14 protein-coding genes and 2 pseudogenes are annotated in these 20,270 nt (G+C 73.1%); 7 read left to right on the forward strand and 9 right to left on the reverse strand.

The features are described 5' to 3' along the window. Position 1: 1 nt before the first annotated feature. Entirely contained in the window at positions 2–565 is a 564-nt protein-coding gene (locus OG286_RS36155) for a GNAT family N-acetyltransferase (RefSeq protein ID WP_396325858.1), read from the reverse strand. A gap of 485 nt (positions 566–1,050) precedes the next feature. Between OG286_RS36155 and OG286_RS36160 the strand changes: the two genes are divergently transcribed. Continuing rightward, entirely contained in the window at positions 1,051–1,239 is a 189-nt protein-coding gene (locus OG286_RS36160) for a serine hydrolase domain-containing protein (RefSeq protein WP_405358724.1), read from the forward strand. A gap of 348 nt (positions 1,240–1,587) precedes the next feature. Here OG286_RS36160 and OG286_RS36165 read toward each other — a convergent pair whose 3' ends face one another. The 3 genes from OG286_RS36165 to OG286_RS36175 form a co-directional block, all read right to left on the reverse strand. Continuing rightward, complete coding sequence (locus OG286_RS36165; protein ID WP_405366022.1) at positions 1,588–3,360, reverse strand: alpha/beta fold hydrolase; 1,773 nt, start codon at positions 3,358–3,360, stop codon at positions 1,588–1,590. A gap of 341 nt (positions 3,361–3,701) precedes the next feature. After that, complete coding sequence (locus OG286_RS36170) at positions 3,702–4,538, reverse strand: hypothetical protein (protein ID WP_405358722.1); 837 nt, start codon at positions 4,536–4,538, stop codon at positions 3,702–3,704. 233 nt (positions 4,539–4,771) lie between these two features. Then, positions 4,772–6,814 (reverse strand): RICIN domain-containing protein, encoded by a 2,043-nt coding sequence (locus tag OG286_RS36175; protein WP_396325854.1) that lies wholly within the window; start codon positions 6,812–6,814, stop codon positions 4,772–4,774. A 432-nt stretch (positions 6,815–7,246) separates the two neighbouring features. On the opposite strand from OG286_RS36175, the gene OG286_RS36180 reads away from it, so the two are divergent. Continuing rightward, a complete protein-coding gene (locus tag OG286_RS36180) occupies positions 7,247–7,399 on the forward strand; it encodes a hypothetical protein (protein WP_396325853.1) in 153 nt (50 codons plus the stop codon). A gap of 59 nt (positions 7,400–7,458) precedes the next feature. Continuing rightward, complete coding sequence (locus OG286_RS36185) at positions 7,459–7,914, forward strand: hypothetical protein (protein ID WP_405366023.1); 456 nt, start codon at positions 7,459–7,461, stop codon at positions 7,912–7,914. Positions 7,915–8,047: 133 nt separating this feature from the next. Here the strand turns inward: OG286_RS36185 and OG286_RS36190 are convergent, their stop codons facing one another. The 4 genes from OG286_RS36190 to OG286_RS36205 form a co-directional block, all read right to left on the reverse strand. Then, a complete protein-coding gene (locus OG286_RS36190) occupies positions 8,048–9,412 on the reverse strand; it encodes an FAD-dependent oxidoreductase (RefSeq protein WP_405366024.1) in 1,365 nt (454 codons plus the stop codon). Between the two features lie 224 nt (positions 9,413–9,636). Next, positions 9,637–10,230, reverse strand: coding sequence for a TetR/AcrR family transcriptional regulator (locus OG286_RS36195; protein ID WP_396325850.1), 594 nt, complete (start codon positions 10,228–10,230; stop codon positions 9,637–9,639). A 131-nt stretch (positions 10,231–10,361) separates the two neighbouring features. Beyond that, a complete protein-coding gene (locus tag OG286_RS36200; protein ID WP_396325849.1) occupies positions 10,362–10,925 on the reverse strand; it encodes a GNAT family N-acetyltransferase in 564 nt (187 codons plus the stop codon). A 364-nt stretch (positions 10,926–11,289) separates the two neighbouring features. Further along, positions 11,290–12,882 carry a M4 family metallopeptidase gene (locus tag OG286_RS36205; RefSeq protein ID WP_396325848.1) on the reverse strand — a complete coding sequence of 531 codons (1,593 nt, stop codon included), beginning with the start codon at positions 12,880–12,882 and terminating at the stop codon, positions 11,290–11,292. 156 nt (positions 12,883–13,038) lie between these two features. Here OG286_RS36205 and OG286_RS36210 point away from each other — a divergent pair. Both OG286_RS36210 and OG286_RS36215 read left to right on the forward strand, forming a co-directional pair. Beyond that, positions 13,039–13,441: pseudogene (locus OG286_RS36210) on the forward strand (GNAT family N-acetyltransferase). A 171-nt stretch (positions 13,442–13,612) separates the two neighbouring features. Then, positions 13,613–14,959, forward strand: coding sequence for a hypothetical protein (locus tag OG286_RS36215; protein WP_396325846.1), 1,347 nt, complete (start codon positions 13,613–13,615; stop codon positions 14,957–14,959). A gap of 91 nt (positions 14,960–15,050) precedes the next feature. Here OG286_RS36215 and OG286_RS36220 read toward each other — a convergent pair whose 3' ends face one another. Continuing rightward, positions 15,051–17,357 carry an amino acid adenylation domain-containing protein gene (locus OG286_RS36220; protein ID WP_405366025.1) on the reverse strand — a complete coding sequence of 769 codons (2,307 nt, stop codon included), beginning with the start codon at positions 17,355–17,357 and terminating at the stop codon, positions 15,051–15,053. Between the two features lie 245 nt (positions 17,358–17,602). Here OG286_RS36220 and OG286_RS36225 point away from each other — a divergent pair, with 245 nt between their 5' ends. Next, positions 17,603–18,427: an ABC transporter ATP-binding protein gene (locus OG286_RS36225; protein ID WP_396325844.1), complete on the forward strand. Its 825-nt coding sequence runs from the start codon at positions 17,603–17,605 to the stop codon at positions 18,425–18,427. 368 nt (positions 18,428–18,795) lie between these two features. Next, positions 18,796–20,018: pseudogene (gene efeO / locus OG286_RS36230) on the forward strand (iron uptake system protein EfeO). Positions 20,019–20,270: the final 252 nt, after the last annotated feature.

Raw genomic sequence — 20,270 nt, forward strand, 5'->3', positions numbered from 1 at the left:
ATCATTCAGGCCCGGTCCGGTGCGCCCATTCCTGGTCGAGGATGCTGAAGACGTCGGAGTCACGCCAGCCGTCCCGGATCCGCGCGGTGTGCCGGTGTCGGCCCTCGTGGGTCATGCCGAGCTTGCCCAGCACGCGGGCCGATGCGACGTTGCGGGGATCGCAGGTCGCATGGATCCGGTGCAGTCCTGTCAGCCCGAACCCTCTGCCGAGAAGTTCCCCGCCGATGACTGTGCCCACGCCTCGGCCCCACACCCGAGGATGGACGAGATAGGAGATCTCGCCCTGACGGTGGGCCAGGCTACGAACCTTCAGCTCGCCGATACCGACGAGTTCACCGTCGAGGCAGGCCGCATACACGAATCTCGCCTGCGGGGACTGCAACCGGGCATCCACCGCGCCTTGGACGAAGTCCCGCGTCTGTTCCTCCGTGTTCGGCCCCCACGCCTGGTAGCGGCAAGCCTCCGGCAGGCTGGCGAAGGCATGGACAGCGTGGCAGTCACCGACAACGAGCTCGCGCATGGTCACCGAGGTTTTGATCACGAGCCGATCCTGCCAGGCCAGCATCGCCACATACCAGCGCTCAAGTCGCGGGACTCCCACACGATCAAGATCGAGTCACTATCGTGCGGCAACTCGTAAGCCCCTGACCGTGCGAGGCCCAATGGGGGATCTTCGTGCGGGTCGGTTGCCGCTCGGCCGTTGTTCCGGGCGCGCCCGGCCGATAGTGCGGACATGAGACCAGCCCGACCGACCTCCCTGCTGTGCCTCGCCTCGGTCACCGCACTGGTCGACCTCAGCACTCCGATCGCGACCGCCGGCGGTGCGGCGAGCGACGGCGACAGCCGCCGGCACTGCGTCGGTTCCCGGCTGCCCGACGGCGGCCCCGCACGTGACATCCTGCAGATCGCCGAGCAGGCAAAGGCGGAGATGGACCTCAAGTCCGTCATCCTGCGGGTCACCGTAGACAGTCGCGAGGTCATCACAACCGCGCTCGGCGAGTCGATGACGGGCGTCCCGGCCGACCCCGCCATGCACTCCGGAACGGCAGCGTGGCGATCAGCTACCTGGGCACGACGCTCCTGCGGCTGGTGGACGAGGGCAAGGCCGGACTCGACGACCCCGTCGCGCGCCGGCTGCCCGTCTTCCTGCACGGCGAGGGCGACCGGATCACCCTGCGCATGTTCGCCGACTCCACCTCCGGTCTCGTCGACTACGTCACCACCGTTCCAACCAAGTGATCAGGAGTGGGTCCTGGACCCAGTGCTGACCACTGCGGGCGTCCCGAACGGTGTTGGATGCCCGGCTGGTCGCCCGCTTTCTCTCCCTGTTCGGCGGCGGCACTCGTGGTGCGCGGTCCGTGGCGGGGTGGCGGGTTTCCTCACGCCCTCGGATGTCCGGTGAGGCGCGGGCGGTGGGCGGGCGGTCGGCAGGGGTGGTCCCGGGGTAGCGCCTGGCGATCACGGGCGGTCACGGGCGGTCAGGCGGCCGGGGCAGGCCGGTTCGGAGCGGGCGAACCGGCGGGCCATGCCCGCGCCGACCGGCCCGCCGGTTCACCCCACGGGTTCCCCTCGGAACGCCTTCGAGCATCACCAGCCCGCAGTGGAGGTGTCGATGCCGTCTGCGAGTCCGGCGTCGTAGCGGAGCGGGCGGGAGTCGGCGGGCGCGGGCCCGGGTGTGGTCCGCGACGCGGCACTGTGCGGGACGCCCGGGATCACGTGGACCGGCACCGGGCATGCCCGGATCAGGGCGGCCGCCTCGGCCCGTCCGGCCGGGCGCCCCGCCTCGCGGAGCCTGCGGGCGGCGCGCCTGGCGGCGCCGGGGCGATGGGACGGGTGCGACGCCGAAGGGGCGGTCGGCCGGCCGGTGCGCGACCGGAGGAACGGGGTTTCGACGAGGACGACCCCGGCCACGGCGTGCGGGTGGGCGGCCGCGTGGCGCAAGGCCGTGGTGGCGGAGGCCGCGTGGGCGACCAGGACGGGGCGTGAGCGGACGGGCGCCAGCAGGTCGGCCAGCCAGTGGTCGTCCGGGACGGACGCGGGGGAGGAGCGGCCGAGGCCGGGCAGGTCGGCCGCCAGCGCGGGTGCGCTCAGCCGGGCGACCACCTCGCGCCAGGCGTCGGCGTCCTCGCCCGGCCCGTGCAGCAGGACGAAGCGGGGAGCCTCGACGTCCCCGGCGACGAAGCTGCGGGAGCCGGCGACGTCTGCGAATGCGCCGGGGAGCGCCGCACCCTGCGGCGAGGAGCCGAAACCGTCGGTGACCAGCCGGGTCGCCCAGCGGCGCAACAGGTCGGCGACCGGTGGGTGTTGGAGACCGGCCGCGTGGGCGAGCCGGTCGGCGGAGGCGGTGTCGTAGGTGTCCTCGGAGAGGAAGGTGAGTGTCTCGGGGTCGGCGCCGGTCAGTGCGCGGGGCAGCCGGCGGACCAGGCCGACCGGGACGAGCCGCCGGGGCGCGGGCACGCCGAGGTGCTCGGCCAGCAGCGCGATCAGCTCCGGCAGGGGCGGGGTCTCGGGGTCGAGGACGGTGTGCGTATGGGCCGGGCCGGCGTCGTGCTCGGGGACGGCCGCGAGGAACCGGGCCAGGTGGTCGACCGCGACGACCGGCAGGAACGTGCGCGCTGACCCCGGCAGCAACGGCAGCCGTCCGTGCCAGAGTTGGCGCACCAGCTCGGCCGGGCCGATGTACTGCCCGGCCTCGCCGGTGACCGAGTGCCCGATCACGCTGCTCGGGTTCACCGTGGTGAGCGGCACGCCGAGCCGGGCGGCGGTGACGCGGACGGCGGCGTCGCCCAGTTGCTTGGACGCCTCGTACGCGCCGAGCCTGGCGTAGAGCGCGTCGGCCTCGGGGGCGGGCAGCGGATGCCGCGGTGCGGCGCCCCGGCCGACCCGGTAGCCGGAGAGGTGGACCAGCCGGCGGAGGCCGGAGAGGCCGGCAGCCCAGTCCAGGGCGTGCAGTGCGCCGTCCACGTTGGCGGCGTGTGCCTCGGCCCGGGAGAGGCCGAAGCGGTAGAGGGCGGCGAGGTTGTGCACGTCGCGGACGTGTGCGAGCCGGGCGTCGTCCTCGGGCGACAGGCCGAGGCGGGGCCGGGTGAGGTCGGCGGCGACGGTGGTCAGGGCATCGGCGTCGGCGCCGTGCTCGCGAAGCCAGCTGCGCAGCTCCTGGTCCCGTGCGGTTCCGCGCCCGCCCCGGACGGCGGCGGCCACCGGCTCGCCCCGTCCGAGGAGTTCGAGGACGAGCCAGCGGCCGAGGAACCCGGTGGCGCCGAGGACGAGGGTGCGCGGGGGGAGGGGAGCCGGGGTGGGCGCGGATGCGGATGCCGATCCGGACGTGGACTTGGCGGTGGCGGCGGCTCGGACGTTCATGCGCAGGGGGTTCCTTTTCTGTAGACCGGTCCACTTATGTAGACCGGTCTGCATATTTTTCGGCTGAGAGGGCGGGGCCTGCGGGCGTGGGTGGGCGTTGTGGCGTGCCCTGGCCCAAATTTCTGTAGACCGGTCTGCATATTTTTTTCCGCGACGACATGCCCCCGGCCTGGTGGGTCAAGGGGAGCAACGGCGTACGCAGGTGAACATACCGCCGCCGGGGGGCCCGGAGGAAGTGGGGACGGCGACCCTGCAGGGGGCGGTGGTCTGCAGGGGCCGCGAGATCGTCCGGCGAGGTGGTGGGCGGCGCCGCGCCGACGCGGCCCGCGGCGCGTGCGGCGTCAGGCGGGGCCCGGGGCCTCCAGGAACCGGTGGAGCGAGTCCGTCATCGCGGCCACGAAGGCGTCGCGGGTCTGCTCGGCGACCAGGTCCAGGGACAGGTAGGGGTTGAGGTCCTCCAGCTCGACCAGGAGCAGTTCACCCTCCTGCGTGCGGCAGGCGTCCACACGCTGGATGCCGTGGTCGAGGGTGTTCCACTCGATGAAGCGGCGGGCGAAGGCGAGGTCGGCGTCGGTGGCCTCGTAGGGTTCGAGGGCCCAGCGCCGTTCGGGGTCGGGAGCGTGGAGGGCGTACTGGAAGGCGTCGTCGACGTAGTAGAACGACACCTCGTAGCGGAAGTCGATGCGCGGCTGGACGAGGACGTGGCCGTAGGCGAGGCCGCTCAGCTGGTCCGGGGGTATGAAGGAGAGACCGATGGAGTCCGCGCCGGCCTTCGGCTTGACGGCGTACTGCGCGGCCTCGGGCAGCAGGTGCAGGTCCTGGGGCCGGTCGATGGTGGGGATGACCGGGTGTCCGGTGGTGGTGAGGTCCAGCAGGTACTGCTTGCCGGCCATGTCGCCGCGCCCGGACAGCGGGTTGTAGACCCGGGTGTCGAGGGCCCTGGCCCGGTCCCGAAAGGCGTCGTACTCCTTCTGGTAGTGCAGCACGGGACCGCTGTTGCGGACCACGACCGCGTCGAAGGCGTCCATCAGTGCGGCGGCGTCGAGGGGGTGGCAGAGGGCGAGGTCGAAGTCGTCGCGCAGGCGGGAGGTCAGGAGGATGTCCTCGTCGCAGTAGCGCCGCCCGCGGGCCGGGTAGGCGAGATCGGTCACGAACAGGACGCTCGGGCGGGCCGGCATGGCGCATCTCCTCGGGGCGGGGCCCGCCAGCCTACTCAGCGGGGGCGGCGCTCCCCACCCGGCACCTGGTTCCGGAGGCGGACGGTGGCGGTGCCCGGCAGCCGGCCGGAGGGGCCGGGGGTCGCCCCGGGGTGGTGGGCCGCCGTCGTCGGGGTCGCCGCCCGTCGTTGCGGGTCGCTGCCGTCGTCGGGGTCGCCGCCGGCGTCGCGGTGCCTTCGGTGGAGGCCGCTCCGTCACCGGCGGGGGCCGTAGTTCCAGTAGTGGTCCGGGTAGTCCCCGCACGGGTACTGCATGAGGGGAGCCTGCGGGGCACTGCTGCGGTAGGAGACGGCGAGGCACTGGTGGCTGTTGTCGTTGACGAAGCGGAGGCCGTTCGGCCACTTCTCGACCTTCCAGGACTGCCCGGGGTTGTTCCTGCACGTGGACTGAATGACGGGGGCGGCGGCTTCGGTGCTGGAGTCCCGGACGGAGAGGCACAGTGCGCTGTTGTAGCTGACGATCCGGTAGTAGGTCTCCCCGTCGGCGTCGGTGAAGGACTTCTGGGCTTCCCAGAAGTGGTCGGGGTAGTCCCCGCAGGGGTACTGCTGGACCTCCCGCCCCTCCTCCCTGGTGCCGCCGGCTGTGGCCATGCACTGCGAGCTGTTGCCGTTCTTGATCGCCACCGGAACCGGTGGCGGGACGGCGGGGGTGCCACCGAGGCGGTCGGGCATCGAGGGCTCCGCGCCCGGTTTCGGCACGGAGGTGGCGGACGCCGGCGGCGGTACGGGCCCGCCGCTCACGTTCGGCGCCGAGGGGGCGGCGGGTGCCGGCAGGGTGCCGGGGGCTGGGGTCGGAGCCGCCGTACCCACCGGCGCCGGGGTGGCGGGTGCGGGGGCCGCCGGGGCAGGGAGTGCGGGGGCTTGAGCCGCCGGTGCGGTCGCAGCCGCTTCGGTTCGAGGGGCTGTGCCGCTCGGCGGGGGAGAGGACGAGGGGGTGACCGGCGCCGCTCCCGGAGCCGGTGGAGGAGTGCCGTCTGCCGTTGCCGAGGAGGGGCCGGCGGTCGTCGCACCGGCTGCGGGCTCCACCCGGGCCCCGGCTGCCTGGGGGGCCGAGTCGAAGCGGGCCGGAGCGTCTGCGCCGACGCGCATGCCCACCAGTACCCCGGCCAGGAGCAGCACTGCGGCCAGTGCCGCCCCCGCCGCGCCCATGGCTGCGCCGCTGCGGGCCGTTCGGCGGCGCCGTGGGCCGGGGCCCCCGCCGCGCGGTGGGCCGACCGTCGCTCGGCCCAGCACGAACGGAGCGGTCAGGCGGTTGTCCGGGGCCCGGACCAGCTCGCCGCGGACAATCCTCGGGCCGGCACAGGCGGGGGCCATCCGCATCACCTCCCGGCAGCGGTCGGCCAGGGCCTCCCGCATCCTGACCAGGTCGGTTTCCAGGTGCCGCAGCACCGGGAGGTGTGCTGCCACCTCTCCGGTCCCGGTCGGAATGCTCCCGGCCGGTTCGATGTCGGTCGTCGGTTCGATCCCGGCCGGCACGGCCCCGGTCGTCTGTTCGGTTCCGGCCGGTTCGATGCCGGTCGGTTCGGCCCCCGGCGTCCTGGCGACCGCCGCCCCGGCTTCCGGCGGCTGCCGGTCGCCGCTCGCCAGGGCCTGCGTCCGCGCCCGGTCGACCAGGAGACCTACGGCGTCCTGTTCCCGCTCGGCCGTCCGCTGCACCTCGCGCGCGGTCTCCCTGATCCGCCGCACCTCGGCGAGGCAACGCGTCGCCTCCCGCAGCCGGGCCCGCCGCAGCTCCGCCGGCTCGCCGTCGTTCAGGGCCGGGACCGCGGGGCCCGCCTCGTCCGTGGCACCGGCGCCGAGTTCACGCCGCAACTCGGCCACGATCGCCACCAGCACCCGGATCAGTTCCTCCGAGTCCGCGACGCCCGCCTCGGCCTGCCGTTGTGCCTGCCGGGCCCGGTCCAGTGCCTGCTGCGCGGCCGAGCGTTCCGCGGCGGGTGGACGGAGCCCCTCGGCCGCCCGGGTGGCCTGTTCGTGCAGGTGCGCGGCGCGTGCCAGCAACGCCGCCCGGGCCCGCGGGTCCGCCTGGTGGTCGTGTATCAGCCGCTGGAGCAGGTGCCACGGGATGTCCTTCTCCGCAGAGCGGTACTCGCTCCAGCTGGTCCTGCCGGCCGGGTAGCGCTGCGCGAGCTTGCGGACGGTGATCCCCGCGGTCACCTCCCGCACGAACCGGGCCAGGGCGTCCGCCTGTTCGGTCTCTCCCTTGAGCCGCCCCTGCGGGCGTCCAGCACCAACCACCCCGTGCCCCCTGCCTTGTCCGCGGCCAAACCGGATTGTCCGCCGCTCACCTGAGCGCCGGCGGATTCTTGTAGATGGACAATCAAAACAGGTCGCACTCTGGAGTCTCCACCGGTTCTTCGGACAACTTGCCGGTCTCCCGCGATGCCGGGGAGGCGCCCCGGTCACCGCTGCGCCCGGCGGACTCCTGACGCACGACTCGCGCCTCGCGGCCGGGGCCGTGCTCGGCGGGAGTCGCCTCTCCTCGCAGGCGTCGGGAGCGCTGCGGGCGGATGGCACGGAAGCCCTCAGCACCGCCAAGCCGTCAGCACCGCCGAGTCCGCAGCACCGGCAAGTCCTCGGTGCCGGCGGGCTCGCAGACCGGCGGGCCCGCAGTGGCGGCGAGTCCTCAGCACCGGTAAGTCCTCAGCACCGACAGGAAAGAGGAACGAGATGCGCAAACGGTTCGCGCCGGCGACGGCCGGAGGAGTCTTCCCCGGTGTCGGCGGCAACGGGTGCACCGACACCGCGTGGAGTCTCACCGGCGGCACGGCCGTCACCCCGTGGGACTGCCACGGCGGTGCGACGCGGGAGTGGCGTCCGTGAGCATCACGCCCGGTGAAGGCCGGTCAGGCAGGGTCCGACCGAGGAACAGGAGTGCATGGGTGTCGAAGAAGACTGCCGTCGTCGCGGCCGCTGTCGGAATGGTTCTCCTGCCGTTCGCGGGGGTCGCCTCCGCGGCCACGCCGCTGCCGTGCGGATCGGGCTACCAGTGCGACGACTTCGATCCGGGGAAGGCCAGTTGGGACAAGAAGGACACCGATGACCGGACGAGCCTCGGCTGCTCGACGGTCGAACTCCGGTCCGGCAAGAACAACGGTTCCTGGTACGGGTGGGGCCGGCTCACCGTCGGCAGTGTCTGCGGCCGGTACGACGCCTGGATCGACCGCTCCTACGACGGAGGGAAGAGCTGGACGCTGGTCGGCTACTTCGAGGTGACCGACATCGAGGGGTCGAACTTCGGCAACATGTTCTACTGGCCGGACGGTGCCAAGATCAGGGCCGGGCTCAAGAAGCACGGGGACCCGTTCAGCAAGTGCAGGACGACCGCCTGGCACTGAGCCGGGACCGGTCGGCAGGTGCGTCGCTCCCGACCCTGGGCCGGGTCGGGAGCGACGCACCTGTCCGGTGCCCCGGGCCGATCCGGCGCGTGTCCGGCGGGGGCAGCCAGGGGGTTCCTCTGCCGGAGACCTCTCAGGCGCCGCTGTTGCGGAGCATCTCCTCGCGCTCCACGACCTTGACCCGCTCCCGCCCCTGCGCCTCGCCGAGCGCCCGCTCGTGGGCGTCGAGCCGCTGCCAGCCGTCCCAGGTCGTGAAGCGGACGCCCCGCTCGCGCAGGTGGGTGACGACGGCCTCCGGGTCCGGCGCGGCGGCGCCCGGCAGCTGTCCGGCGGTGTGGTCGGCGAGCAGGCAGGTGACGGTCTCGTTGGCGTCGCCCTTGGTGTGGCCGATCAGGCCGACCGGGCCGCGCTTGATCCAGCCCGTGACGTAGGTGGCGGCCTGGTGCGAGCCGTCGCCGGCCAGGACGCGGCCGGCCTCGTTGGGGACGGTGCCGGAGACGGGGTCGAAGGGCAGCTTGGGCAGTTCGTCGGAGTAGTAGCCGATCGCCCGGTAGACGGCCTGCACGTCCCAGTCGGTGAAGCGGCCGGTGCCCCGGACGTTGCCGGTGCCGTCGAGTTCGGTGCGCTCCGTGCGCAGGCCGCTCACCCGGCCGTCCGCGCCGATCACCTCGACCGGGGACTCGAAGAAGTGCAGGTGGATCCGGTGGGGCCGGTCGCCGACATCGCGGATCGCCCAGTTCTCGAGCGTCGACGCGACCATGTCGACGTGCTTCGCGGCCCGGCGCTCGGCGATCGACCCGTCGTCGTACTCGATGTCCTCGGGGGCGACGATCACCTCGATGGTGGGTGAGTGGTCGAGTTCGCGCAGCTCCATCGGGCTGAACTTGGCCTGGGCGGGCCCGCGGCGGCCGAAGACGTGCACCTCCAGCGCCTTGTTCCGCCGGAGCCCGGCGTGGACGTTCGGGGGGATCTCGGTGGACAGCAGCTCGTCGGCGGTCTTGGCGAGGATCCGGGCGACGTCCAGGGCGACGTTGCCCGCGCCGAGCACGGCGACCTTCTCGGCCTCCAGCGGCCAGGTGCGGGGGACGTCCGGGTGTCCGTCGTACCAGGAGACGAAGTCGGCGGCGCCGTACGAGCCGTCCAGGCCGACGCCCGGTATGTCGAGCGTACGGTCGGCCGTCGCGCCGGTGGCGAAGACGGTGGCGTCGTAGAAGCGGTGGAGGTCGTCGAGGTCGAGGTCCCCGGGGTAGTCGATGTTGCCGAAGAGGCGGATCCGGGGCTTGTCCAGCACCTGGTGGAGTGCGGTGACGATGCCCTTGATCCGCGGATGGTCGGGCGCCACGCCGTAGCGGATGAGCCCGAACGGGGCGGGCATCCGCTCGAACAGGTCGATCGAGACCCCGGGCTCCCGGGCGGCGTCGGACTTCAGCAGGGCGTCTGCGGCGTAGATGCCGGCGGGGCCGGCTCCGACGATCGCGATACGGATCGGGCGGGACATGTCGGGGCGTTCCTCCGGGCAGACGGGCAGACGGACGGCGAGCAGAGAGGCGGCGGGGGGAGAGGGGGCGGGAGGTCGGGTGTCTGAAGCAAACCCGCTCCCCACCCGCGGCTGTAGCCGCCGCGGGCCTATGGCCCCATAGGGCACACCTATGGCTCGCCCGCCCGCCGGGCGCACGCTCGACGTCGCGCACGACCGTCGCCGTCGCGCACGGACGCCGAGCGTCAGCGCTGCGCCCGGCCGGCCCGTACGACGAGGAGGTGGCGGACGGCGTGGCGGGCGTCCTCCAGGGGGTGGCGGGAGCGGCGGACGCGGGCGAGCAGGACCGCGCCCTCCAGCAGGGCGAGGGCCTGGCCGGACGCGGTCTCCGCCTCGGCCTGGTCGAAGCCCTCGGCCGTCAGGCGTTCGGTGAGGACGGCCTGCCAGCTCGCGTAGACCTCGGCGCAGACGGTGCGCAGCGCCTCGTTGGCACCGGCCACCTCCAGGCCGACGGTGGCGATGGGGCAGCCCTTGGTGTAGCCGGACTCCTCCAGGCGAGTGGTGAAGACCTCGGTGAGCTGTCCGACGATCGCGGCGGCGTCCGCGTCCTTGCGGGCCAGGGTCTTGAGGAGCTCCTCGATCTCCCGGCCGGCCTGGCGCAGGGCGGCGGCGACCAACTGGTCCTTGCCCTCGGGGAAGTGGAAGTAGAGCGAGCCGCGTGGTGCGCCGCTCTCCGCCACGATCTGGTTCAGGCCGGTGCCGAAGTAGCCCTGCGCCTCGATCAGACTGCGCGTCCCGGCGATCAGCCGGGCGCGGGTCTCCTCACCCTTGACTCCCATGCGGAAACAGTAGACCGGTCTGCATATTCCTGTCGACCAGGTGAGAACGCCGGCGTCCGGCATCCGCCGCCGATGTCCTCTGGTCCGCTCTCCGCCCTCCGCCAGTGCGCCCGTCCGTCCGGCGGCAGGGCTCAGGCCGCCTGCTTGGCCGTCCGCCACTCCGGGGCCAGCACCGACCAGATCTCCTCGTCGTGCCGCACTCCCCGGTACAGGTAGCTCTCCCGGAGCACGGCCTCCTTCGTCATCCCGAGCCGGCGGGCGACGGCGATGCTGGGCTCGTTCCCCGCCGAGACCCACCACTCCACGCGGTGGATGCCGCGCTCCTCGACGGCCCAGTCGATGATCGCCCGCACGGCCCTGGTCACCAGACCCTTGCCCGCGGCTGCCGGCTCCAGCCAGCAGCCCGCCTCGGCGATGCCCTGCCCGATCTCGAACCGCCGGAACAGCACCGCGCCGACCAGCAGGCCCTCGGCCGTCCGGATCCCGAAGAGCCGCCCGCTGTCGGCGGCGGTCTTCTCCGCGTACGCCTGGAGGAACGCCCGGCTCGACTCCAGGTCCGTGACGGCGTCGGGCAGGCCGTTGAACCGTCCGATGAACTCCCGCCCCCGGTCCACGTGAGCCAGGAACTCCTCGGCCTGCCACGGCTCCAGCGGGCCCAGCACCGCGCCGTCTTCGCCCAGCGTCATCGCGTACATGGTCACCCTTCGGGATCGGGGGCGGCACACGCCGCCGAGCGATCTTCTCACGGGGCGGCCGGCACGGGTCCGTCGCCGGAGCACCGGTGAACCGGTGGGCGGGTGAGCCGGCCGGCGGTGCGCCAAGTGCTTTTGTTCCGCGCGGAGATGGAACGGAGAGGGAGTCATGGACGGCACGATAGGGGTGGCCCGGGCCCGGGCCACCCCGCCCGTCTCCTGTCGCGGTGTCCCGGCCCTTTTCCCGGCCCCGCTTCTCGCCTGCGTTTCCGTCTCCGTTGCCCGTCCGCGTGTGTGCGGACCTCCGGGGTCGTGCGGAAACGGCTGTGGGCCCGCCGAGGTGACGGGCCCACAGCCGGGAGGGAGGTCAGCCGACCGAGACGGCGCTCCAGGCGGCCGCGACCGCCTTGTACTCGGTGCTGTTGAGACCGTAGAGGTCCTTCGCGGCGTTCAGGGACGCGGTGCGCGCGCCCTTGTAGTCCGTGGTGGACGTCATGTAGACGGTCAGCGCGCGGTACCAGATCTTGGCGACCTTCTGGTTGCCGATGCCGGCCACCGTCGAGTTGTTGCAGGTGGGGCTGTTGTAGGTGTAGCCGTTGATGGTCTTGGTGCCGCTGCCCTCACTGGCCAGGTAGAACCAGTGGTTGCCGACGCCCGAGGAGTTGTGCACGTCGAGCTGGCCGACCTTGCGGCTCCAGCAGTCGGCGGACCGGCCGTCCAGCGAGGGCTTGTCCATGCGGCGCAGCCACGGCGGGGTGGACTGGTCGCTGAACAGGTAGTCGGGGGTGTCCACCTTGTTGTTGGCGTACCACTCGACCATCGTTCCGAAGATGTCGCTGGTGGACTCGTTGAGGCCGCCGGACTCGCCGCTGTAACGGAGGTTGGCGGTGGCGCTGGTGACGCCGTGGGTCATCTCGTGGCCCATGGTGTCGAGGTCGACCTGCTCGGGGTCGGTGGTGCCGTCGCCGTCGCCGGTCATCATGCAGAAGCAGCTGTCGGACCACTGGGCGTTGTCCCAGTTGGTGCCGACGTGGACGAAGACGGTGGCGCCCTTGCCGTCGTTCTTGATGCCGCTGCGGCCGAAGGTGTTCTTGTAGTAGTCGTACGTCCAGGCGGTGTTGGCGTGGGCGTCGACGGCCGCGGTGGCGCGGTCGGTGGAGAACTTCTTGCCGTCGCCCCAGACGTTGTCCGCGTCGGTGAAGAGCGTCCCGGAGTTCGCGTTGAGCGAGCCGGACGACGCGTTGTGGGCGTCCTTGGTGATGGTCCCGCGCACCGGGTCGATCAGCGAGAAGCCGCTGGTCGTCTGCGTGGTGTCGATGGTGACGTCACCGGTGTACTCGGAGTGGCCGGTGCCGGCGGCCTGGTGCTCGGAGTCGTAGGACTCGATCTGCTCGCCGGTGGTGGCGTCGGTGACGACGACCTTGCCGGCCGGCTGGCCGTGCTCGCCGACGCCGGCGACGGTGGTCTTCCAGGCGAGCCGGGGCGTGCCGTCGGCGGCCCAGACGACCAGCTCGGGCGAGCTGGTGGCGGCGCCGATGGTCGGCGCGGCCTGGAGCGCCTGGCCGGCGCTCGCCTGCGCCGGGACCTTCGGGACGGTGGACTTCACCGAGGCGTCGTGGGCCGCCGCGCGGGTGGAGTCCTTCAGCCGGCCGCGCGCGTCCTGGTGGACCACCAGGTCGCCGCCGACGACGGGCAGTCCGAGGTAGGTGCGGTCGAAGCGGACGTGCTGGGTGCCGTCGGCGTCGATGATGACGTCCTTGACCTGAAGGTCCTGGCCGTCGCCGAAGCCGAAGACTCCGGCGTTGTGGGCGACATTGGCCCTGGCCTGGGCGATCGCCGCGTCACGGCCGGTGGGGGCGGCGGACGCCGTGCCGGCCTGGAAGGTGGCGGCGACGAGAGCGGCGGTGGCCGCTATGGCTCCGGCCGCGAGGTGGCGGCGGTGAGAGGAGGTGGGGCTCACTCTGACTCCAGTCGGGGTAGCTGCAGGGAAAGAGCTGCGACCGAGATTGACGGTGGGCAGCCAACCTCGGCTAGACATTGCGTCAGATCTTGACCAAGTTGTGTCCTGTACTGATCAAATTTGATCGACTGCGAACACTTTTTTGAGGTCGACCCCATGACGATTCGCTACACCTGGCGCGACGCCTTCACCGACGACGAGCTGAGCGCCCTGCACGCCGAAGGCTTCGGCCACCAGGCCGTGAGCATCGACCGGCGCTCCCGGCTGGAGCGCCACAGTCTCGGCTGGGTCTGCGCCCGCCCCGCCGACGGCGGTCCGCTCACCGGCTTCGTCAACGTCGCCTGGGACGGCGGCGCCCACGCCTTCCTCCTCGACACCGTCGTCGCCACCACCGGCCCGGCACACCGGCGTCGGCACCCGCCTGATCGCCGCCGCCGTCGACGGCGCCGGCGCCGCCGGCTGCGAGTGGCTCCACGTCGACTTCGAACCCCACCTCCGCGGCTACTACCTCGACGCCTGCGGCTTCCGGACCACCGACGCCGGCCTCTTCCGCCTCTGACGCCCCCGCCGAGGGCGCCTCCGACGCCCCGGCCGAGGACGCCCCCGCCCTCCGACGCCCCGGCCGAAGACGCCCTACCGGGGACCCCCCGCCGTTGGCCGCCGCCCTCTGGCGCCTACGCCTCGCCCCATTGCGACCCCGCCCGTGCCCGGCAGACCGTAGGCTCGCCGGATGGACGGATGGGTGGGGGCCTGGACGGGCGGCCGGCGGGCCGTGCACCTCGGCAACGTGGCCGACTTCAACGAGCAGTTCTTCGCGGCCGGCATGGACGAGGAACAGCGGGCGCGGCGGCTGCGGCAGGCGCACCACTACGCGGGCATGGCCACCTGCTACAGCCCGGAGCCGGCGCTGGTGATCCTGCCGGCGGAGGTCGAGGCGGCCTGGATCGACTGGCTGGCAGGGGAGTTGGCATGGGGGCCGGTCGAGCTGTACAGCGGGGTCGCGCCCGGGGAGACCCTCGCCCGGGCCCTGGCCGCCCGGCCGGCGCTGGCGGCGCGGATCGCGGACGGCCCCGAGGCGGTGGTGCCCTGGGGGCGGACGGCCGCACAGGGGGAGGGGCCGGGCCTGGCCGCGGTACGCCGGTACGAGTCCAAGGCGGCCGCACACGGGCTCTTCACCGAACTGGCCCCGGAGCACCCGGGGATCGTCGTGCCGCGCCAGGAGCAGCCGGACTCCCCGCGCCACACCGCCCGCCGGCTCACCGCCCGGGCCGGCCGTGGCCTGACCACGGTGGTCAAGAGCCCGCACGGCGTCGGCGGCTACGGCACCGTCGTGGTCACCCCGCAGCAGCTGTTCGCGGCCGGCGGCGCGCGGGCCCTGCTGCGCCGGCTGGCCCGGGAGGAGGTGCTGCCGCCCGGCGGCGCGCTGCTGCTGGAGGAGTACATCGACGGTGGCCGGGCGGAGCACCTGCGCGACCTCACCTTCGACGCGGTGATCGGCGAGGACGGGACGGTCCACCCGGTCGGTGTCGGCGCGATGGACGTGGACGGCACCCGGTACCAGGGCGTGACGGTCGGTCCGGGCGTGGTGCCGCCCGGTGCGGCGGCGACCGCCGGGCGGTTCGGCCTCGCGGTGGGTGAACGCCTCGCCGCCGAGGGCCACCGCGGCTGGTACGACGTCGACTTCGTCACCGACCGGGAGCGTCGGCTCGCCCCCACCGAGACCAACCTGCGGCTGACCGGGCCCGCGATCGCCTTCGTGCTGCGGGCCCGGCTCGACCGGGTCCGCGGCCCCGGCCACGTGATCCGCACGCTGGACGGGATGCCGCTCGGTGCCCGGCTCTCCCAGGAGGCGCTCCACGACCACCTGGACCGGCTGCGTCCGCGCTGCACCGCGCTCGGCGTCACCCTGCTGCCGCTGGTCGTCACGGCGGGCTACGAGCCGGAGCCGGTCGTCGGTCTGGCACTCGCCGCGCGCGGTGCCGGGACACCGGGCGCGGTCGAGGCCCTGGACGCGGCCCAGGCGCTGGTCGGGGCAGCCAACCAGGCCCTGGGCCGGATGTTCGAGGCGCTGCGCTGAGTGGGCCTGGTTTATGACTGAGCGTCACGGCGGTGCGGGCGTCACGGCGGTGGGGGCCTCGCCCCCCGGGAGGCGCGCACCGCCGGGGGCATCAGCGCCGTTCGGGCCGCGGACGCCAGGCGAGGAAGCGCACCACGATCGCCGCCGCGACCATCAGCGCGATGTTGAACAGGTAGACCAGCACCGACTGTTGCGGCCAGTCCGTCGGCGAGCTGGTCCGGTACAGGTTGTCCTGCGGCCACCAGGAGGCCAGCAGCCAGAACAGCGAGAACGTGGTGGCGACGGTGAGCCACGGCGGCCGTCCGTACCGGGAGACGATCGGCGCGCCGAAGAACAGGAAGGCCATGCCCACGCCGAACGACAGCCACTCGAAGAGGTAGAGGATCCGGAAGTAGAAGGCGTAGGGGTCGGGGACCGTGGAGACATCGGTGGAGCCGGGCCAGAAACCGTCGGTCACCAGCCAGGCCAGCCCGGCGAAGAGCAGCGAGAGGACGACCCAGCCGCAGCCCGTTCCGCACCCGTCGCCGGACGCGCCCGCTTTGCCGGCGCCCGCCTTGCCGCCGCCCTTGCCGCCCTTGGAACCCCGTGACGCGCTGAACGAGAAGTAGTGGCGCGGGGCCGGCAGCGGCAGGGCGGAACGGTCGGGCTTGCCCGCCCGGGTGCGGGGGAGTGCGGGCAGCGGCACCACGGCGACGGGCGCCGCCCCGGCCGGCAGCTGCTTCGCCAGGTAGGCGGAGAGCGACCAGGCGTCCACTTCGTCGGCCCCGGACGCAGCCACCGCGTACCCGACCACGACGCGCCGCCCCGGCTCCGGCTCCACCTCGGCGACGGCGGCCTCCCGCACCGCCGGGTGGGCGCGCAGCACGCCCTCGGCGCGCGCGGCCCGGGTGACCCGCTCGACCACGCCGGCGGCCTGCACGGAGTCGGTGGGACCGACCACGCCCTCGGCCCGGGCGGTGAACTCCAGGACGCCGTCCTCGCGGACCCGGCCGAGGTCACCGGTCAGCAGCACCCGACCGTCGGGGTCGAAGACCGCCCGGACGAAGCGCCGCGCCGTCTCCTCGGGCCGGTTCAGATAGCCCCGGCCCAGGCCCGGGCCGGCCACCGCGATCTCGCCGACCTCCCCGCGCGGCAGCGGGGCGCCGTCCGGGCCGAGCACGTGGACGCGGGCCCCGGGGAAGGGGGTGCCGACCAGTGAGACCCGTTCGCTGAGCTCGCCGCCGGCTGAGCCGGCGGCGTCGAAGTAACTGCTGTCGACGGACGCTTCGGCGAGGCCGTACACGTTCAGCACCCGCGCGCCGGAGCCGCCGGTGTTCCCGTCGCGGCCGAGCAGCCGTTGGAGGCTCAGCTGCTCGTCCAGGTACCACTTCTCGGCGCCCACGGTCAGCAGTCGCACGCTCGGCAGCGAGCCGCCTGCCGCCTCCAGGTGGTCGCGCAGCCGGCGCGCCGTACGGACGTTGAGCTCCAGTACGGTGATCCGCTCGGCGGCCACCAGCGCCGGGAGATCGGCGATGTCGGCGGTGCGGTCCAGGGTGAGGTTGCGCGGAGCGACCACGAGGGTGGCGCCGGTGCAGAGCGCGCGGACCCAGTCGGCGGTGAAGACGTCGAACTCCAGGCTCGCCGTCTGCAGGATCCGGTCGGCGGGGGAGAGCCCGTACACCTCGTGCCAGCCCCGGTGGGCGGCCAGCAGGTTGCGGTGCTCGATCAGCGCGCCCCGGGGCAGACCGGTGGAGCCGGAGGTGAAGAAGACGCAGGCGAGGTCCTCCGGCCCGGTGGACACCTCCGGCGGGCCGGCGGGCAGGGCGGCTATCGCCTCCGCCGCCGAGTCCACGCAGACCACCGCCCGCCCGCTGGCGTCCGTCAGCCGCACCCGGTGGGCCTCCTCGGTGACCACCAGCGCGGGATCGGCGTCCGCCAGCACATGGCGCAGCAGCGGATCGGGCGCGCCCGGCTCCAGCGGCACGTACGCGCCGCCCGCTTTGAGTACCGCGAGCAGCGCGACGAACACCTCGGTGCCCCGGCCCAGCGCCACCGCCGCCCGGCCGCCCGGCGCCAGGCCCTGCGCCACCAGGTGACGGGCCAGCCGGTCCGCCCGCCCGTCCAGCTCACCGTACGTCAGCTCCCGGACGCCGCACCGGACGGCGACCGCGCCCGGCGACTGCCGCGCCTGCTCCTCGAACCGCCCGTGCAGCGTCCCCGCCCACCCGGTCGGTTCTGCGTCCTGTGCCGCGGGCTTCGCGTCCCACCCCGTCGGTTCGGCGTCCCGTGCCCCGGGCCTCGTGTCCGGCCTCGCCGGTTCGGCGTCCCGTGCCGCGGGCTTCGCGAACCGCCCCGCCGGTTCTGCGTCCTGTGCCCCCGGCTTCGCGTCCCGCCCCGCCGGTTCTGCGTCCCACCCCATCCGTCCAGCCCCCTTCACACCGTGCTTCGCATCGATCCTCCCGCCAACTGCCGCCCGGCGACAGGGGCGTGCAGCAGACCGCATCACGTGCGCCCCCTCGCTCCGCCCGTCCACCCCTCGGACGGGCCCGGCCGCCACCGCGCGGACGGTTGTACTCTGCACGCGTACGGTCGGGGGCTGCCCGCCCGGCGCGGCGCCGCACCCCGCACCCCTGCCCGGCGCCAACCCCCGGAGGACCGCCCGCCATGAGTACGTCCGACCCGCTGCCCACCCGCCCGCTGCTGCGCACCCGCGACGTCGATGTCGTCCGCGACGGCCGCTACCTGCTGCGCGGGATCACCCTGGCCATCGAGCCGGGGCAGCACTGGGCACTGCTCGGCGCCAACGGCGCGGGCAAGTCCACCCTGCTCGGGCTGCTCGGTGCGGTCTCCCACCCCACCCACGGCGAGGTGGACGTGCTCGGCCGCAGGCTCGGCCGGGTCGACATCCGTGACCTGCGCGCCCACCTCGGCCACGTCAACCCGCGCCACCCGCTGCGCTCGCCGCTGACCGTGCGCGAGGTGGTGCTCACCGGCACCCGCAACACCATCGAACCGGACCTCAACCGCAAGCCCGCCCCCGAGGAGCTCGAGCGGGCCGGGCGGCTGATCGAGACCCTCGGCATGGCCGCGATCGCCGAATCCCCCTGGACGACGCTCTCCCAGGGCGAGCGCGGCCGCACCCTGATCGCCCGCGCGCTGATGCCCAGCCCCCGCCTGCTCCTGCTCGACGAGCCCGCCACCGGCCTCGACCTCACCGCCCGTGAGCTGTTGCTGGACAGCCTGGACCTGCTGCGCCACCAGCACCCGGGGCTGGCGAGCGTGCTGGTGACGCACCACCTGGAGGAGCTGCCGGAGAGCACCACCCACGCGCTGCTGCTACGCGAGGGCGAGTGCGTCGCGGCCGGGCCGGTGGACGAGGTGATGACGACCGAGCTCATCAGCACCTGCTTCGGCCACCCGATCCGGATCAGCCGGCACGAGGGCCGCTGGACCGCCCGCGCGGCCGCCCGCCGTACGCCGGAGCGCTGACGCGGCGGGAGGGGGCCGGACGGGTGGGCGTCGGACGGGACGGCACCGGACGGGTGGGCGCCGGACGGGTGGGCGTCGGACGGGGGCGCCGGACGGGAGGGCCGAGGGGAGCGGTGGCGCAGGTGGCCGCCGAGGTCAACCCCGCCGTTCGGCGGCCCGGTGGCCGGAACTCGTCGGTGGGCAGACGGCACGCTGCCGCCAAGGCGGTCCCCACCTGGGCGGATCGTGAACGGGGGGCGGTGTAGACGGCGAAATCAGATATCCCTAAGGTATGCCTTAGCTAAGTGAGTGGGGGTCCGGGTGGCTCCGGTTCCCGCACCCACACTCAGCCCCGCCCTGGTTCACCCTGCCTTCCCGCTGGAGCCCTCATGTCCGCCCGTCGTTCCACCACAGCCACGCTGCTCACCCTCGCTGTGGCGACTGCCGCGCTGGCCGGTTGCTCGCAGAAGAAGGACGACAAGGCGTCCGCCGACGCGGTGAAGGTGAACGCCACCGACACCGCCTGCGAGGTCTCCAAGACCAGCTTCCCGGCCGGCCACGTCGTGATCGACATCACCAACAAGGGCTCGAAGACCACCGAGGTCTACGTCTACGCCGCCGGTGACAAGATCATCACCGAGCGCGAGAACATCGGCCCCGGCACCAAGGCGACCATCAACGCCGAGATCAAGGCCGGCTCGTACGAGGTCGCCTGCAAGCCCGGCATGGTCGGCGACGGCATCCGCCAGAAGATCACCGCCACCGGTGACGCCTCCGCCCCGGCCACCCCGGCCGACCCGCGGCTGACCGCCGCCGTCGACGCCTACCGCACGTACGCGCAGGAGCAGGCCGACGCCACCATCCCGGCCGTCGAGGCCTTCACCGGCGCGATCAAGGCCGGTGACCTGGAGAAGGCCAAGTCGCTGTACGCCCCGTCGCGTACCGGCTGGGAGCGCACCGAGCCGGTCGCCGAGAGCTTCGGTGACGTCGACCCGAAGACCGACACCCGCGAGGACGGCCTCGAAGCCGGCCAGGAGTGGACCGGCTGGCACAAGCTGGAGAAGTCGCTCTTCGCCGAGGCCAAGATCGGCGACGACGAGAAGAAGCTCGCCGACCAGCTGGTGGCCGACCTCAAGGACTGGCAGAAGAAGATCCCCGAGGCGGAGATCACCGCGACCAGCATGGCCAACGGAGCCAAGGAGCTGCTGGACGAGGTCGCCACCGGCAAGATCACCGGTGAGGAGGAGCGCTACAGCCACACCGACCTCGCCGACTTCGCCGCCAACAACGTGTGTGTGTGTGTGTGTGTGTGTGTGTGTGTGTGTGTAAAAAAAAAAAAAAAAAAAAAAAAAAAAAAAAAAAAAACGTCGGGGCGCGCAGGGCCTACGAGCTGCTGAAGCCGGTCGCCTCGGAGAAGGACGCCGAGCTGGCCAAGACCCTGGACTCGGAGTTCGCCGCGATCCAGGCGCTGCTGGCCAAGTACAAGCAGGCCGACGGCACCTACACCTCGTACGACAAGGTGACCGAGGTCGAGCGCAAGACCTTCTCCGACGCGGTGAACTCGCTGGGCGAGCCGCTGTCGAAGCTGGGCGCCGCGGTCGTCGTCAAGTAGTACCCGCCCGGCCGTTCCCGCCCGGGGCGGCCAGGCAGAGCACCACCTCCACCACACCGCCGTAGCGGCCCGAGCGGCCGCCGCGGCATCCGTGAGTTCAGTACAGAGAAGGGCCCGCCCGCAGATGGACGCCGAGAACGAGCAGCAGACCGGGACTCCGGCCGGCACCGACGCCGCCACCACCCCCGCTGCCTCCGAGACCGCAGCTGCCACCGCCGGCGCCACTGCCACCGTCGCCGCGCAGGACATCGC

Source organism: Kitasatospora sp. NBC_00039, assembly GCF_045160625.1.
GTDB lineage: Bacteria > Actinomycetota > Actinomycetes > Streptomycetales > Streptomycetaceae > Kitasatospora.

Excerpts from the sequence above, each read along its gene's own strand:
- OG286_RS36190 (WP_405366024.1), bottom strand. The coding sequence starts at position 9,412 with ATGTCCCGCCCGATCCGTATCGCGATCGTCGGAGCCGGCCCCGCCGGC.
- OG286_RS36225 (WP_396325844.1), top strand. The coding sequence starts at position 17,603 with ATGAGTACGTCCGACCCGCTGCCCACCCGCCCGCTGCTGCGCACCCGC.
- OG286_RS36220 (WP_405366025.1), bottom strand. The coding sequence starts at position 17,357 with ATGGGGTGGGACGCAGAACCGGCGGGGCGGGACGCGAAGCCGGGGGCA.
- OG286_RS36200 (WP_396325849.1), bottom strand. The coding sequence starts at position 10,925 with ATGTACGCGATGACGCTGGGCGAAGACGGCGCGGTGCTGGGCCCGCTG.
- OG286_RS36165 (WP_405366022.1), bottom strand. The coding sequence starts at position 3,360 with ATGAACGTCCGAGCCGCCGCCACCGCCAAGTCCACGTCCGGATCGGCA.
- OG286_RS36170 (WP_405358722.1), bottom strand. The coding sequence starts at position 4,538 with ATGCCGGCCCGCCCGAGCGTCCTGTTCGTGACCGATCTCGCCTACCCG.
- OG286_RS36215 (WP_396325846.1), top strand. The coding sequence starts at position 13,613 with ATGGACGGATGGGTGGGGGCCTGGACGGGCGGCCGGCGGGCCGTGCAC.
- OG286_RS36155 (WP_396325858.1), bottom strand. The coding sequence starts at position 565 with ATGCTGGCCTGGCAGGATCGGCTCGTGATCAAAACCTCGGTGACCATG.
- OG286_RS36180 (WP_396325853.1), top strand. The coding sequence starts at position 7,247 with ATGCGCAAACGGTTCGCGCCGGCGACGGCCGGAGGAGTCTTCCCCGGT.
- OG286_RS36195 (WP_396325850.1), bottom strand. The coding sequence starts at position 10,230 with ATGGGAGTCAAGGGTGAGGAGACCCGCGCCCGGCTGATCGCCGGGACG.